Genomic DNA, 12,866 nt, shown 5'->3' with positions numbered 1-12,866 from the left:
GCGTTTCTCTTCTTCGTTTTCTTCTGCTCGTCCGCTCGCGGCACCGTGGGGCACGCGGCGGGCGTGCCGCGCTGCATTTAAACCTTCTTCTTCTCGCCGATGCGGCTTTCCTTGCCGGCGAGCAGCTTGGCGATATTCTGGCGGTGGCGCGCGATCAGCAGGATGGCGATCACCAGGATGGCGCCGGCCATGGCGTCGATGCCATCCATGAGCACATGGAAGAAGGGCGCGAAAATCGCCGCGACCAGCGCGGCTAGCGACGAGTAGCGGAAGAAGAACGCGATGATCAGCCAGGTGGCCAGCGTGGCCAGGCCCAGGATCGGGTCGATGGCCAGCAGGATGCCCGCCGCCGTGGCAACGCCCTTGCCGCCGGCAAAGCGGTGGAACACCGGGAACAGGTGGCCGAGGAACACGGCCAGCGCCACCATCGCCAGGCCGTTGTCATCGGCGCCGTAGGCGGGCCCGAAGCGGGTTGCCAGCCACACCGCCAGCCAGCCCTTGAGCGCGTCGCCGAGCAGCGTGAAGATGGCCGCCTTCTTGTTGCCCGTGCGCAGCACATTGGTCGCGCCCGGGTTGCCGGAGCCGTAGCTGTGCGGATCGGGCAGGCCCATGACCTTGCTGACGACGACGGCAAAGGAAACCGACCCGATCAGGTAGGCGGCGAGAGCGAATAGCAGGTTGGCCATGAGGGGATGCGCGGGCAGTGGCTGCCTTGTCTGGAATTGGCGGGATTGTAGCGCGGCGGCGGACTCATCACGACCGTGACTTCCCCAATACCGCCTGGACCGGGCCGCCACAGTCAGGCAGCGCGCATTCCACGGGCCTGGCATCGACCAGCGCGGTCAGCAGCTTCGGATCCAGGCTGACCAGGTAGCCGCGCCGCCCGCCGTTGATATAGATCCGCTCCAGGTCCAGCACCGTCGCTTCCACGTACACGGGCATGCGCTTCTTCGTGCCGAACGGCGAGGTGCCGCCGACCATGTAGCCGCTGTGCCGCTGCGCGACCTCGGGCTTGCACGGCTGCACGCTCTTGCAGCCGATCTGGCGCGCCAGGTTCTTGGTGGAAACGGAGCAGTCGCCGTGCATCAGCACCACCAGCGGCTGCGCGCGCTCGTCTTCCATGACCAGGGTCTTGACCACGTCATGTTCGGGCACGCCGAGCTGGCGTGCCGATTCACCGGTGCCGCCGTGGTCGACGTATTCGTACGGATGCTCGCCGAAGGCGACGCCCTGCCGGCGCAGGAACTGGGTGGCCGGGGTTTCCGAGATATGTTTCGATTTGCTCATGTCGGGGTGCAGCGATACGGGACAACAGGACACTATCCGCGCGGATGGTGCTGCTGGTGCAGCTCGCGCAGCCGTTCGCGCGCCACGTGGGTGTAGATCTGTGTCGTGGAAATGTCGGCGTGGCCCAGCAGCAGCTGTACCACGCGCAGGTCGGCGCCATGGTTGAGCAGGTGCGTGGCAAACGCATGGCGCAAGGTGTGCGGCGACAGCGGCACGTCGATGCCGGCATCGCGCGCATGGCGCTTGATCAGGTGCCAGAAGGCCTGGCGCGTCATGCCTTCGCCGCGCTGCGTGACGAACAGCGCGTCGCAGGCCCGGCCGGCAAGCAGCGTGGGCCGCGCGCCGCCAAGGTAGCGCCGCAGGTAGTCGCCGGCCTGCATGCCGAATGGCACCAGGCGCTCCTTGTCGCCCTTGCCGCCGACCACGCGCGCCACGCCTTCGTTCAGGCCGATTTCCACGGTCTTCATCTGCGTCAGTTCCGACACGCGCAGCCCGCTCGCGTACATCAGCTCGAGCATGGTGCGGTCGCGCAGGCCGAGCGGCGTGCTGGTGTCGGGCGCTTCGAGCAGGGCTTCCACGTGGGCTTCGGAGAGCGTCTTGGGCACGCGCGGGGGCTGCTTGGCCGGGCGCAGCAGGATGCACGGATCGGCCTGGATCATCTGCTCGCGCAGCGCCCACTGGTAGAAGCGGCGGAACACGGCGAGGCGGCGGTTCGAAGACGAGGCGCGGGTCTCGGGGTGGCGGGCGAGGAAATAGGCGTTCAGCTCGGTGTCGCCAGCCGCCAGCAGGCCGCCGTTGCCGGCCTGGTGCAGCCAGCGCGCCAGCATGGACAGGTCGCGCCGGTAGGCGTCCATGGTGTTGCGCGAGAGGCCGTCCTCGAGCCACAGCGCGTCGCAGAAGCGGCTGACCAGGTCGAGTTCGGGCGCGATGGCGGCATCGAGCGCTACGGCATCCGCGTCGGCATGCACCGTGCGCGGCTTGCGTGTCGTCCGGCTGGTACCGGCGGGGCGCTTCATAACAGCATGGCGCCTTCGTGGCGCAGCAGCCAGCGTTTCACTTCCAGGTGGAAGCCGTCCTCGGCATGATGGGCGAAGCCGCCGATACCGCTGGCCGAAACCACGCGATGGCACGGGATCACGATCGGCAGCGGATTCTGCCCGCAGGCCTGGCCGACCGCACGCGGCACGCTGCCGAGCTTGCGGGCGATGTCGCCGTAGGTGGTGAGCCCGCCGCGCGGTACCGTGCAGATGGCCTGCCAGACCTGTCGCTGGAATGCGGTTCCGGCAATGGCCAGCGGCACGTCGAAGCGCGCATCGGGGTCGGCGTAGTACGCCTCGAGTTCCGCCTGCAGGCGCAGCACCACCTCATGGCGCGGCGCCAGCAACTCCGCGGTGTCAGGCAGATAGAAGGTCTCCACGATCCGCTCGCCGTCGGTGCGCACGCCGACCTTGCCGAAGGGTGCGGGGAGGATGGCGTCGAAATTGGCGGGCATGGCAGTGGCGGGAAGCGCGAAGTCCGGATTTTAATGCGTTTTGCCCTGTACCGTCTTCACCACCTCGGCCCGTTCGTCAGCCACGAAAACGCGTTTTTGGTTACTTTTGTCGCGAGACAAAAGTGACTCGCCGGCTACGCCGGCGAAACAGCCACGCCTGCCAAGCACGACAACCCCGCCAATACCACGGAAAAGGGCCGCCCGCAGGCGGCCCATCCGCGGGTGAGACCCGGCAGATCTCACACCACCCTCACTGCTCCAACTTAATATTCTGCACCTTCACAAGATTCTTCATCTTATCGAATTCCTTCTTAATCTCCGCCGCATGCTGCGCAGGCGTATTGCCCGAAGGTTCGGCGCCGGCGGCGCGCAGACGCTCCTGGAACCCCTTGTCCTGCAGGGCCTTGACGGCAGCTTCATTCAGCTTCTTGATGACGTCATCCGGCGTGCCGGCCGGCGCCACCAGGCCATACCAGGCCGGGTCATTCGGCTCCTTCAGCCCCATCTCCCCGAACGTCGGCACATCGGGCAGCGAATCCAGCCGCTTGTTCCATGCCACCACGATCGGGCGCAGCTTGCCGGCCTTGATGTAGGGCATCGACGAGGGCAGGTTGTCCACCATGATCGGCACCTGGCCGGCCAGCACGTCATTCAGCGCCGGGCCCGCGCCACGGTACGGGATATGCACCATGAAAGTCTTGGTCGAGACCTTGAACTGCTCGCCCAGCATATGTCCGAACGCGCAGGTACCCGAGGTGGCGAACGAATACTTGCCCGGGTTGGCCTTCAGCACGGCCAGGAATTCCTTGTAGTTCTTGGCCGGGAAGTTCGGGTTCACCGCGATCACGTTGGCCACGTTGGCCAGGTTGGTGATGGGCTTGAAGTCCTTGATCGGGTCGTACGACAGCTTCGGGTTGCAAGCCGGGTTCACGGCCATGGTCGACACCGTGGAGATGCCGATGGTGTAGCCGTCGGGCGCGGCCTTGGCGATGGCGTCGGCGCCGATCGAGCCGCCGCCGCCGGCGCGGTTCTCGACCACGACCGGCTGGCCCAGGATGCGGCTCATCTGGTCGGCGGCGCCACGGCCGACGATGTCGGTGGTGCCGCCCGGCGCGAACGGAATGATCAGGCGGATCGGCTTGCTCGGAAAGCTCTGCGCTTGCGCGATGGAGGCCGCGGTGGCCAGGGCCAGGGTCAAAGCGATTTTGCCAGCTTGCATGAGATCAGGTCTCCCGTCAGGAAAGTCCGGGCGGGGGTGGTGCCCGGCAGAAAACACCACCGCTTTCCCGCAGGTGGCGGGACGGCGGTGGCAACGTCTGGTCCGGCGGCTCAGCCGCCCAGCAGGCCGCGCTTGACGTCCCGGTCCACGGGGTGTTCGCCGAGGAAGACGCGCAGTACGGCCTGGTAGAAGTCTTCGCCGGGAATCGGGCGGCCGCGCGGGGTGCCATTGATGGCGACCACGGTCCCGGCATCCAGTGAGAAGTCGAGATTGATCACGTCGCCCTTGCGGGCCGTCCCGACCTGGTCGATGGTGCGTTCGAACTGGGCCAGCCGGGCGGACAGCATCTGCATCTGCAGTTCGCTGTGGTTGTCACGCATGCCCTTCTGCAACGCTTTGGCGAATTCCGCGGGATCCACTTCCCGCAGCATGCGAAGCTGCAACCGCTTGGTCCCGGGCGTGCCAAGCACCACGGTGGCGTTGCGCGCTTTCTCGGGCAGGTACAGCGCCGCCACGTAACCCCTGAGCAGCAGCCCCGAACGCAGCGCGGTGCCGTTGAGCTGCAGTTCCTTGCCAGCCACGCGCGCGGCATCTTCAAAGCGCAGGCCCTCGAATTCCGTCGCATTGCCGGCCGCCGGCAGCACGGCAAACGCCAGGCCGGCGGCCATCATGGCAAGCATGCGGCGCGGGGTCAGGCGGGATCGGGAATACGGGCGCGGGGCAATGATCCGGCCCGGCGATGAGGGATTGCGGCGGTGCAGCATAAGGGTCAGGCATACAACTTGGTATGCCATGCTGGGCCATTTCTGGAAAAATACCAATCCGGATCTGCCCTAGTCTGCACATTCCGCCGCCTCCCCCTCGCAGCATCCGGCCAGCTGGCCGTGACAATAACGACAACGTTCACGAGATGTCTTCCGCTCTCCTGCTGGTCCCCGACTTCAGCCTGATCCTGATCGGCTGGCTGCTGGTCCGTTATTCGCCGTTCGACCGTGCCTTCTGGAGCGGCGTGGAGCGCCTGGTCTACTTCGTGCTGTTTCCCGCGCTGCTGCTGCAGTCGACCAATAGCGCCGTGTTCGATTTTTCCTCGACCTCGGCCATGCTTGGCCTTGCGCTGGCGGTCATGGCGTTCGGCATGGTGGCCGGCTACGCCGTCAAATGGGTGCTGCGCCCCGATGCCATGGACTTTGCATCGGGCCTGCAGACCGCGTTCCGCTTCAATTCCTATATCGGGCTGGCGCTGGCCTCGCGCATCGGTGGCGGCGAGGGCCTGGCCATGATGGCGGTGATCGTGGGCTGCACGGTGCCGCTGTGCAATGTGGCCGCGGTATGGGCGCTGGCGCGGCACGGCGACACGCGGCTGTGGCGCGAGCTGGCGCGCAATCCGCTGATCCTGGCCACCGCCGGCGGGCTGCTGACCAACCTGATGGGGCTGCACGCGCCCGAGGTGCTGGCGATGACGCTCAACCGGCTTGGCTCGGCATCGACCGCGCTCGGCCTGATGACGGTGGGCGCGGGGCTGCAGATGAGCGGGGCGACCGGCACTGTCGGACCGGTCGCGTGGTGGTCCGGCGTCAAGCTGCTGGCGATGCCATGCCTGGCCTGGCTCGCGGGCCGGCTGCTGCCGCTGACCGAGCTGCAGTACCAGATCGTGGTGCTGTACGCCTCGCTGCCCACGGCTTCCAGCGCTTATATCCTGGCGGTGCGCATGGGCGGCAACGGGCCCATGGTGGCTGCGACCATCTCCGTGATGACCGTCGCGGCGATCATCACCACGCCAATCTGGCTCGCACTGGTCAGCTGACGGCCTGGTCCTGCGCGAGCGCCCAGTCGATGTGCTCGCGTACGAGCGGGGTGGCGTCGGCGCGGCGGCTTTCCAGGGCGGAGCGGATCCGCGCGGCCAGCGCGCGGTCTTGCGGCCGCTGGCCGCTGGCGGCGGCGCGCAGGCCGTTGCCCAGCCCCACCGCGAGGTTGCGCAGCCAGCGTTCATGGCCGATGCGGCGGATCGGACTGCCTTCCAGGCGTTGGTTGAATTCGGCCTCGGTCCACAGGAACAGGTCGACCATGTCCGCGGCGTCGAAGCCGTTGCGCACTTCGAAGTCGGGCAGCGTGGCCCGGTGCGCGAACTTGTTCCACGGGCAAGCCAGCTGGCAGTCGTCGCAGCCATACACGCGGTTGCCCATCGGTGCGCGAAATTGCTCGGGGATCGGGCCCTTGTGCTCGATGGTCAGGTAAGAAATACAACGGCGCGCATCGAGCCTGTAGGGTCCAAGGATCGCGCGCGTGGGGCAGATGTCGATGCAGCGGTGGCAGTTGCCGCAATGCGAGGCTTCGGGCGGGTCGGCCGGCAGCGGCACATCGACCAGGATCTCGCCGAGGAAGAACATCGAGCCGCCGTCGCGGTCGAGCAGCAGCGTGTGCTTGCCGCGCCAGCCCAGCCCGCCCTGGCTGGCCAGCGCCACTTCCATCACCGGCGCCGAATCGGTGAAGACGCGGTAGCCGAACGGGCCGATGGCGGCCTCGATGCGGCTCGCGAGCTGCTGCAGCCGGTTGCGCAGCACCTTGTGGTAGTCCCGGCCGCGCGCGTAGAGCGACAGCACGGCGGTGGCGGGGTCGTCGAGCCGTGCCAGCTCATGCCGGCGCCAGTCCGGCGCGGCCGTGGCGGGCAGGTAGGGCATGCGGGCGACGATGGCGCGTACCGTGCCCGGCACCAGTTCGGCGGGACGGGCGCGCCGCGGGCCATGGTTCGCCATATAATCCATGTCGCCGTGATAACCCTGAGCCAGCCATGCCATCAGCCCTGGCTCGGCATGGCTGAGATCGACGTCCGCAATGCGCACCGAGGCAAAGCCCAGCTCGGCGCCCCAGTCCCGGATCGATTGCACGAGCGCCTCCAGGCCGCCTGTAGCGGCTGCATCGGCAGCGGCCACGGGCCGCGGAACGGGGGCGCCTGGCGCTTCGGATGCTCGGTCGGTCATCCCTGAATTGTACGCAATGCCCCTGCTCGAAGAACGTTCCCTGACGCTGGCCGATGAAGCCGCCACCGCCCGCTTCGGCGCGGCGCTCGCCGGCGTGGTACGCGCCTTGCCGCCCACGACCGTGCACGTGCAGCTTTCCGGCGACCTGGGCGCGGGCAAGACCACGTTGTCGCGCGCCATCCTGCGCGCGCTCGGGCATGCCGGCAAGGTCCGCAGCCCGACCTACACGCTGTGCGAGCCCTACGACGTCGCGCGCGCGGATGGTTCGCCGCTGACGGTCTACCACTTCGACCTGTACCGTTTCGCCGATCCCGAGGAATGGATCGACGCGGGTTTCCGCGACTGCTTCGCCGAGCCCGCCTTCAATCTCGTGGAGTGGCCCGAGAAGGCCGGGCGCCTCCTTGGGGAACCGGACCTGCACGTGTTGCTCCAATCGGACATGTCCGCGGCCGGGATCGCGGACATGGCCGGCGAGCGGCGGATCGCGACGCTGCGCGCCTATACTCCCACTGGAATTACCCTGCTGAACGCATGCTGATCAAGCGACTCGCCACCGACCGACCCGATGGACCCGACGGACTGCTGCAAGCCCGCCGCAAGTGGATGGCGCAGTGCCTGAAGCTTGGTGCAGGCACGGCCGTGCTGACCCTCGCCGGACCGCAGCTGGCCTTCGGTGCCGGCATTGTCGCGGTACGCGTCTGGCCTGCCGAGGACTACACCCGCGTCACGATCGAATCCGACACGCCGCTGGCCGCCGTGCACCAGATGATCCACGACCCGGACCGGCTCTTGGTGGACATCGACGGCCTCGATCTCTCGCCCACGCTGCGCGAGCTGGTGGCCAAGATTACGCCGAACGATCCCTATATCCAGACCGTGCGCGTCGGCCAGAACCGGCCGCGCGTGGTCCGCATGGTGTTCGATCTCAAGGAGAACGTCGCACCGCAGGTGTTCACGCTGGCGCCGATCGGCAGCTACAAGAACCGTCTGGTATTCGATCTCTATCCGGTCAACCCGCCCGATCCGCTGTGGAAGCTCGTGCGCGACACCGAGGAGAAGCAGCGCCGTTTCGCCAACAGCGCGCCGCCGCCGGGTGCGGATGGCGTGGCTGGCGCGCCCGCCGGCGCGGAGGAAGACGCCATCGGCGCGCTCGTGCGCAAGTTCGATGAGAAGGGCGACGTGCCGGCGACCACGGCGCCGCCGCCGGCTATCGCCGCGGTCAAGCCGCCCAAGCCTTCGGCGCCCGTGGTGCCCAGGCCCAACGCGCCCGTCGTACCGCCGGTCGCGCAGGGCGATCCAACGGCCGAGCGCCCCTTCAAGATGCGCCGCCTGCTGACGGTGGCGATCGATCCCGGCCACGGCGGCGAAGACCCCGGCGCCATCGGCGCCTCGGGCTCGCGCGAGAAGGACGTGGTGCTGCAGATCGCGCACCGCCTGCGCGCCAAGATCGATGCGCAGCCCAATATGCGCGCGATGATGACGCGCGACGCCGATTTCTTCGTGCCGCTGAACGTGCGCGTGCAGAAGGCGCGCCGCGTGCAGGCCGACCTGTTCGTGTCGATCCACGCCGATGCCTTCCTGTCGCCGGAGGCGAAGGGCGCATCGGTGTTCGCGCTGTCCGAGCGCGGGGCGTCGAGCACGGCCGCGCGCTGGCTGGCCAACAAGGAAAATGCCTCGGACCTGATCGGCGGGGCCAACCTCAACAAGGATGCGCAGGTCGCGCGCGTGCTGCTGGACCTGTCGACCACGGCGCAGATCAACGACAGCCTGCTGGTCGGCAAGGCCGTGCTGCAGGAAATCGGCGGCATCAACCGCCTGCACAAGGGCAGCGTGGAGCAGGCCGGGTTTGCGGTGCTGAAGGCGCCGGATATCCCGTCGATCCTGGTCGAGACGGCCTTCATCAGCAACCCGGAGGAAGAGCGCAAGCTCAATGACGATGCGCACCAGGAGCAGCTCGCCAATGCCATCCTGCGGGGGATTCGGAGTTACTTTGCGCGCAATCCGCCGTTGTCGAAGAATCCGTCGGTGTAGGGGGAGTTTGGCATGCGTGGTTTTTTCGCCGGCTAAACCGAAACCTCAAGCCCGCGCCGTACCCCCATCCTCAACCAACGCATCCCGGTCGGCATACCGCGCAGCAATCACCGAGCACACGATCAGCTGCAGCTGGTGATAGACCATCAGCGGCAGCACCAGCAGGCCCAGCGCCGGATGCCCGGCGAACAGGATGTTGGCCATCGGAATGCCGTTGGCCAGGCTCTTCTTGGAGCCGCAGAAAACAGCAGTGATCTCGTCCTCGACACTGAAGCGCAGCCGGCGCGCGACGAAGGTGGTCGTGCCCAGTACAACGAACAGCAGCATGGCGGCCAGCCCCATCACCGCGGCAATGGTCTGCCACTGGTAGTGGTGCCACAGGCCTTCGGCGGTCGCGTCGCAGAACGACGAATAGACGATCAGCACGATCACGCCGCGGTCGATCTTGCTGGTGATCTGTTTCTTCTTCGCGAGCCAGTTGCCGATCAGCGGACGCAGCAGCTGGCCCAGCGCGAACGGCAGCAGCAGCTGCAGCGCCACGCCCGTGAGCGCCTTGCCCAGCGGCATTGACGCGCCGCTGGCGCTGATCACCAGGCCCATCAGCAGCGGCGTGACGGCCATGCCGATCAGGCCCGAGATGGTGGCGTTGAAGATGGCGCCCGGGACGTTGCCGCGCGCCATCGACGTCATGGCCACTGACGAAGATACCGTGGACGGCAGCGCGCAAAGATAGAACACGCCGAGCAGCAGGTCCGCCGGCAGCGAGTTGCGCAGCGACAGCATCAGCAGCAGGCCGACCACGGGGAACACGACGTAGGTAAAGGCCTGTACGAACACGTGCAGACGCCAGTGCCGTGCGCCTGCCACGAGCTTGTCCCGTGACAGTGCCGCGCCATGCAGGAAGAACACCAGTGCCACGCCCAGGCTGGTGACGGTGCCAAGGTGCAGCGGACCGCGGCTGCTGCCGAACTCGGGGGCCAGCAGGGCAATGCCTATGGCGGTCAGCATGATCAGGACGAAGCCGTCGATCAGGTCATAAAGTTTCTTGAGCTTGGAAAACATGCTGGGCTACTTAGGCTTCTAAGGGTTTAGCCTAGTATTGGACGATACCCGGGTCTAGAATGCAAATTCATTTATTGCATTCATTTATCTCCTCGTTGCATGAATTACACACTCCGGCAGTTGCGGGTGTTTCTCGCCGTCGCGGAAACAGGCGGCTTCAGCCGGGCAGCGGACGCCGTCGGCCTGACCCAGTCCGCCATCAGCCGCGGCGTGGCGGAGCTTGAGGAATCACTTGGCGTGCGGCTGCTCGACCGCACCACGCGTGAAGTCGTGCTGACGCCTGCGGGACACGCGCTCGCACCGGCGCTCGAACGGCTGCTGGGCCAGCTCGATGACACGCTGGAGGACACCCGTCAGCTCGGCGAGCACTATCGTGGCCGTGTGGTGATAGCGGGGGCACCGACCATTTCGGCGCGGCTGATGCCGATGTATGTGGCCGCGTGCGCGGCGCAATACCCGGAAATCCGCCTGACCGTGCGCGACAACGTGCAGGCCGATGGCCTGGAGCAGGTGCGCGTGGGCGGCGTGGACTTTGGCGTGCTGATCGACCCGCTGGTGCACGAAGGGCTCACTATCGAGCCGCTGGTGACGGACCCGTTCTGCTTCGTATGCCGGCGTGACCATCCGCTCGCACAGGCCAGGACGGTCCCGTGGTCGGCGCTGGACGGCATGCGGCTGGTGCTGTTGGACTTCGCCTCCGGCAGCCGGCCGCTAATCGATCGCGTGTTCGGGCGCCACGGCATCGTGCCGCGGGTGATACAGGAACTGGGCCACTCGGCCAGCGTGTTCGGCATGGTGGAGGCGGGCATTGGCGCCTCGGTCCTGCCGACCTACTCACTGCCGCTGCCGGCGGCGTCGCCGCTGGTATGGCGGCCGCTGGTGCCGCGCGAGGAGCGGCGCATCGTCATGGTCCGGCGCGCGGACCGCTCGCTGTCGCCGGCCGCGGCGGCGGTGTGGTCGCTGGTCCGCAACCTCACCATCAAGGCGGCCGCGCCGGAGCAGGAGCCCGCCTGAACGGCTTCAGCGTGACCGGGCGGTGACCATGACCGCCTCCAGGTCGAAGCTGTCGTCCGCCTGCACGCGATAGTGCTCGCGGACCTCGGCGGGCGCGAGCTGCCACAGGTGGCGGATGGCCTCGACCGCGACCGGCGCGGTACGCATGCGCCTGACCCAGCTCTCGAACTCGATGCCGATGCGCCAGGCCGGCGAGACGCCGATGTCATCAGCGGCAAAGCCCGCCGCTTCGAACATCGCGCGCCAGGCCGGGCCGGTGTAGTCGCGCACGTGCGACGGGTCGCGCAGCAGTTCGACCGACTGCAGCCACGTGTCGCGCAAGGGATCTTCGGCGCCGGCGATATCGATCAGCACCACCTTGCCGCCCGGCTTGAGCACGCGGCGCATCTCGCGCAGGGCGGCCGGCACGTTGCGCCAGTGGTGGGCGCTCATGCGCGAGACCACCGCGCAGAAGCTGCCATCATCGAACGGCAGCGTTTCCGCCGCTCCTTGCCGCGTGACGATATTGGCGAGCCCGCGCTCTCGCGCCGCGCCGGCTACCACGTCGAGCATTTCCCGCGACAGGTCATACGCCGTGACGGTGCCGGCGACCGCCGCCGCGGCGAAGCTCGCGTGTCCGGCACCGCAGCCCAGGTCCAGCACGGTGCTGGCCGCGCGCTTGTCCGCCGGGATCAGTTCGGCCAGTTCCTGCCTGAGCTGGTCCAGGTCCGCCCCCTGCGCGTGGACGGCGCTGGTGAGGTAAGCACTGGCAGTCGCGCCGAACTGGGCGGCGACGAGTTCCTGTTGTTGCATGACTGGCTCCTGAACCGGCTCCAAGCCGGTCTTCTGGTGGTTCGGGGACTTGCCCGCAGTGCGGGTCCGGACTACTGTATGACGACTGTTTTCCCGGTACAAGTTACCGTTTTATCCTGGTATAAGACGCACCAGCCTATGGTCGAATCCTCCGATTTCCTCGCACGTCCGGACCATTCGGACCATCCGCCGGATCCGGATGCCGCCGCGCCGGTCACGCGTGAAGCGGTGCTCGGCGCCTTCCTGCGCGCGCACCGCGAACGCCTGGCACCGGCAGACGTGGGCCTGCCACCAGGACGGCGCCGGCGCACGCCGGGCCTGCGCCGCGAGGAAGTGGCCCAGCTTGCCGGGCTGAGCGCCACGTGGGTGACATGGCTGGAACAGGGCCGCCCGGTGGCGTTGTCGGCGCGGGCGCTGGCCAGCCTTGCCAGCGCGCTGCGCCTGTCGCGCGCCGAGCGGGCCTACCTGTTCGAACTGGCCGGGCGGCGCGATGCGCAGCAGGCCGGCAGCGAAGCGGTCCCGCCGGCTGTCATGGCCAGCGTGCATGCCATCAACGGCCCGGCCTACCTGCTGGACCGGCAGTGGAACGCGCTGGCGTGGAACGAGGCCGCGGCACGGTTGTTCGTTGGCTGGCTCGATGGCGGCAACCAGGAGCGCAATCTGCTGCGCGCGATGTTCCTGTCCGCGCCGCTGCAGGTGCTGGTCGACGACTGGACGCACCGGGCCGGACGCCTCGTGGCGGAATTCCGCGCGCACAGCATCCGCCATGCGGAAGATGCGCCGATGCGCGCGCTGATCGAGGGATTGATGGCCGACAGCCCGGCCTTTCGCGCGGCCTGGCTGTCGCAGGATGTGGAAGACCGCGAGGGCGGGCGCCGCGGCTTCCACCATCCGGCGCTCGGCGCGCTGCAGTTCGAGCAGCTCACGCTGTGGCCGGCGGCGGCGCCGGGGTTGATGCTGGTGATGCTGCTGCCGGCCTGAGGGCCGCAGC

Annotated in this window: 14 protein-coding genes; 5 read left to right on the top strand and 9 right to left on the bottom strand. The window is 67.7% G+C overall.

Annotated features, from left to right (window positions below):
* Window positions 1–77 precede the first annotated feature (77 nt).
* From plsY to AC3FNH_RS28205, 6 genes are all read right to left on the bottom strand, one after another.
* The gene (plsY, locus tag AC3FNH_RS28230) at window positions 78–686 is read right to left on the bottom strand and encodes a glycerol-3-phosphate 1-O-acyltransferase PlsY (protein WP_488722415.1); all 609 of its coding nucleotides are present in this window, start codon (window positions 684–686) and stop codon (window positions 78–80) included.
* A 67-nt stretch (window positions 687–753) separates the two neighbouring features.
* The gene (locus AC3FNH_RS28225; protein WP_488722414.1) at window positions 754–1,287 is read right to left on the bottom strand and encodes an aminoacyl-tRNA deacylase; all 534 of its coding nucleotides are present in this window, start codon (window positions 1,285–1,287) and stop codon (window positions 754–756) included.
* 32 nt (window positions 1,288–1,319) lie between these two features.
* Window positions 1,320–2,303 carry a site-specific tyrosine recombinase XerD gene (gene xerD, locus AC3FNH_RS28220; RefSeq protein ID WP_488722413.1) on the bottom strand — a complete coding sequence of 328 codons (984 nt, stop codon included), beginning with the start codon at window positions 2,301–2,303 and terminating at the stop codon, window positions 1,320–1,322.
* On the bottom strand, window positions 2,300–2,779 hold the full coding sequence (locus AC3FNH_RS28215; protein ID WP_488722412.1) for a methylated-DNA--[protein]-cysteine S-methyltransferase: 480 nt from the start codon (window positions 2,777–2,779) through the stop codon (window positions 2,300–2,302). Before AC3FNH_RS28215 ends, xerD begins: the two co-directional genes overlap by 4 nt.
* 250 nt (window positions 2,780–3,029) lie before the next feature.
* Window positions 3,030–3,998 carry a tripartite tricarboxylate transporter substrate binding protein BugE gene (locus tag AC3FNH_RS28210; RefSeq protein WP_276099596.1) on the bottom strand — a complete coding sequence of 323 codons (969 nt, stop codon included), beginning with the start codon at window positions 3,996–3,998 and terminating at the stop codon, window positions 3,030–3,032.
* Between the two features lie 110 nt (window positions 3,999–4,108).
* Window positions 4,109–4,792 carry a chalcone isomerase family protein gene (locus AC3FNH_RS28205; protein ID WP_488722411.1) on the bottom strand — a complete coding sequence of 228 codons (684 nt, stop codon included), beginning with the start codon at window positions 4,790–4,792 and terminating at the stop codon, window positions 4,109–4,111.
* A gap of 116 nt (window positions 4,793–4,908) precedes the next feature.
* Between AC3FNH_RS28205 and AC3FNH_RS28200 the strand changes: the two genes are divergently transcribed.
* Complete coding sequence (locus AC3FNH_RS28200) at window positions 4,909–5,802, top strand: AEC family transporter (protein WP_488722410.1); 894 nt, start codon at window positions 4,909–4,911, stop codon at window positions 5,800–5,802.
* Here AC3FNH_RS28200 and queG read toward each other — a convergent pair.
* Window positions 5,795–6,976, bottom strand: a complete 1,182-nt coding sequence (gene queG, locus AC3FNH_RS28195) for a tRNA epoxyqueuosine(34) reductase QueG (protein WP_276099598.1) — start codon at window positions 6,974–6,976, stop codon at window positions 5,795–5,797. The two genes, AC3FNH_RS28200 and queG, sit on opposite strands and share 8 nt — an antisense overlap.
* Window positions 6,977–6,992: 16 nt before the next feature.
* On the opposite strand from queG, the gene tsaE reads away from it, so the two are divergent.
* Together tsaE and AC3FNH_RS28185 are read left to right on the top strand one after the other, a co-directional pair.
* Complete coding sequence (gene tsaE / locus AC3FNH_RS28190) at window positions 6,993–7,514, top strand: tRNA (adenosine(37)-N6)-threonylcarbamoyltransferase complex ATPase subunit type 1 TsaE (protein WP_276099599.1); 522 nt, start codon at window positions 6,993–6,995, stop codon at window positions 7,512–7,514.
* On the top strand, window positions 7,508–9,007 hold the full coding sequence (locus AC3FNH_RS28185) for an N-acetylmuramoyl-L-alanine amidase (protein WP_488722409.1): 1,500 nt from the start codon (window positions 7,508–7,510) through the stop codon (window positions 9,005–9,007). The genes tsaE and AC3FNH_RS28185 overlap by 7 nt, the downstream gene beginning before the upstream one ends.
* A gap of 45 nt (window positions 9,008–9,052) precedes the next feature.
* Here the strand turns inward: AC3FNH_RS28185 and AC3FNH_RS28180 are convergent, their stop codons facing one another.
* Complete coding sequence (locus AC3FNH_RS28180; RefSeq protein ID WP_276099601.1) at window positions 9,053–10,069, bottom strand: bile acid:sodium symporter family protein; 1,017 nt, start codon at window positions 10,067–10,069, stop codon at window positions 9,053–9,055.
* Window positions 10,070–10,168: 99 nt separating this feature from the next.
* Here AC3FNH_RS28180 and AC3FNH_RS28175 point away from each other — a divergent pair, with 99 nt between their 5' ends.
* Window positions 10,169–11,083 carry a LysR family transcriptional regulator gene (locus AC3FNH_RS28175; protein WP_276099602.1) on the top strand — a complete coding sequence of 305 codons (915 nt, stop codon included), beginning with the start codon at window positions 10,169–10,171 and terminating at the stop codon, window positions 11,081–11,083.
* 6 nt (window positions 11,084–11,089) lie between these two features.
* On the opposite strand, the gene AC3FNH_RS28170 is transcribed toward AC3FNH_RS28175, so the two are convergent.
* Window positions 11,090–11,875 (bottom strand): class I SAM-dependent methyltransferase, encoded by a 786-nt coding sequence (locus AC3FNH_RS28170; RefSeq protein ID WP_488722408.1) that lies wholly within the window; start codon window positions 11,873–11,875, stop codon window positions 11,090–11,092.
* A gap of 138 nt (window positions 11,876–12,013) precedes the next feature.
* On the opposite strand from AC3FNH_RS28170, the gene AC3FNH_RS28165 reads away from it, so the two are divergent.
* Window positions 12,014–12,856: an MmyB family transcriptional regulator gene (locus AC3FNH_RS28165; protein WP_488722407.1), complete on the top strand. Its 843-nt coding sequence runs from the start codon at window positions 12,014–12,016 to the stop codon at window positions 12,854–12,856.
* Window positions 12,857–12,866 lie beyond the last annotated feature (10 nt).

The organism is Cupriavidus sp. 22TCCZM01-5, assembly GCF_057798915.1.
Note: the sequence above shows the minus strand (reverse complement) of the source record. Positions and strands in the feature narration are given on the sequence as shown.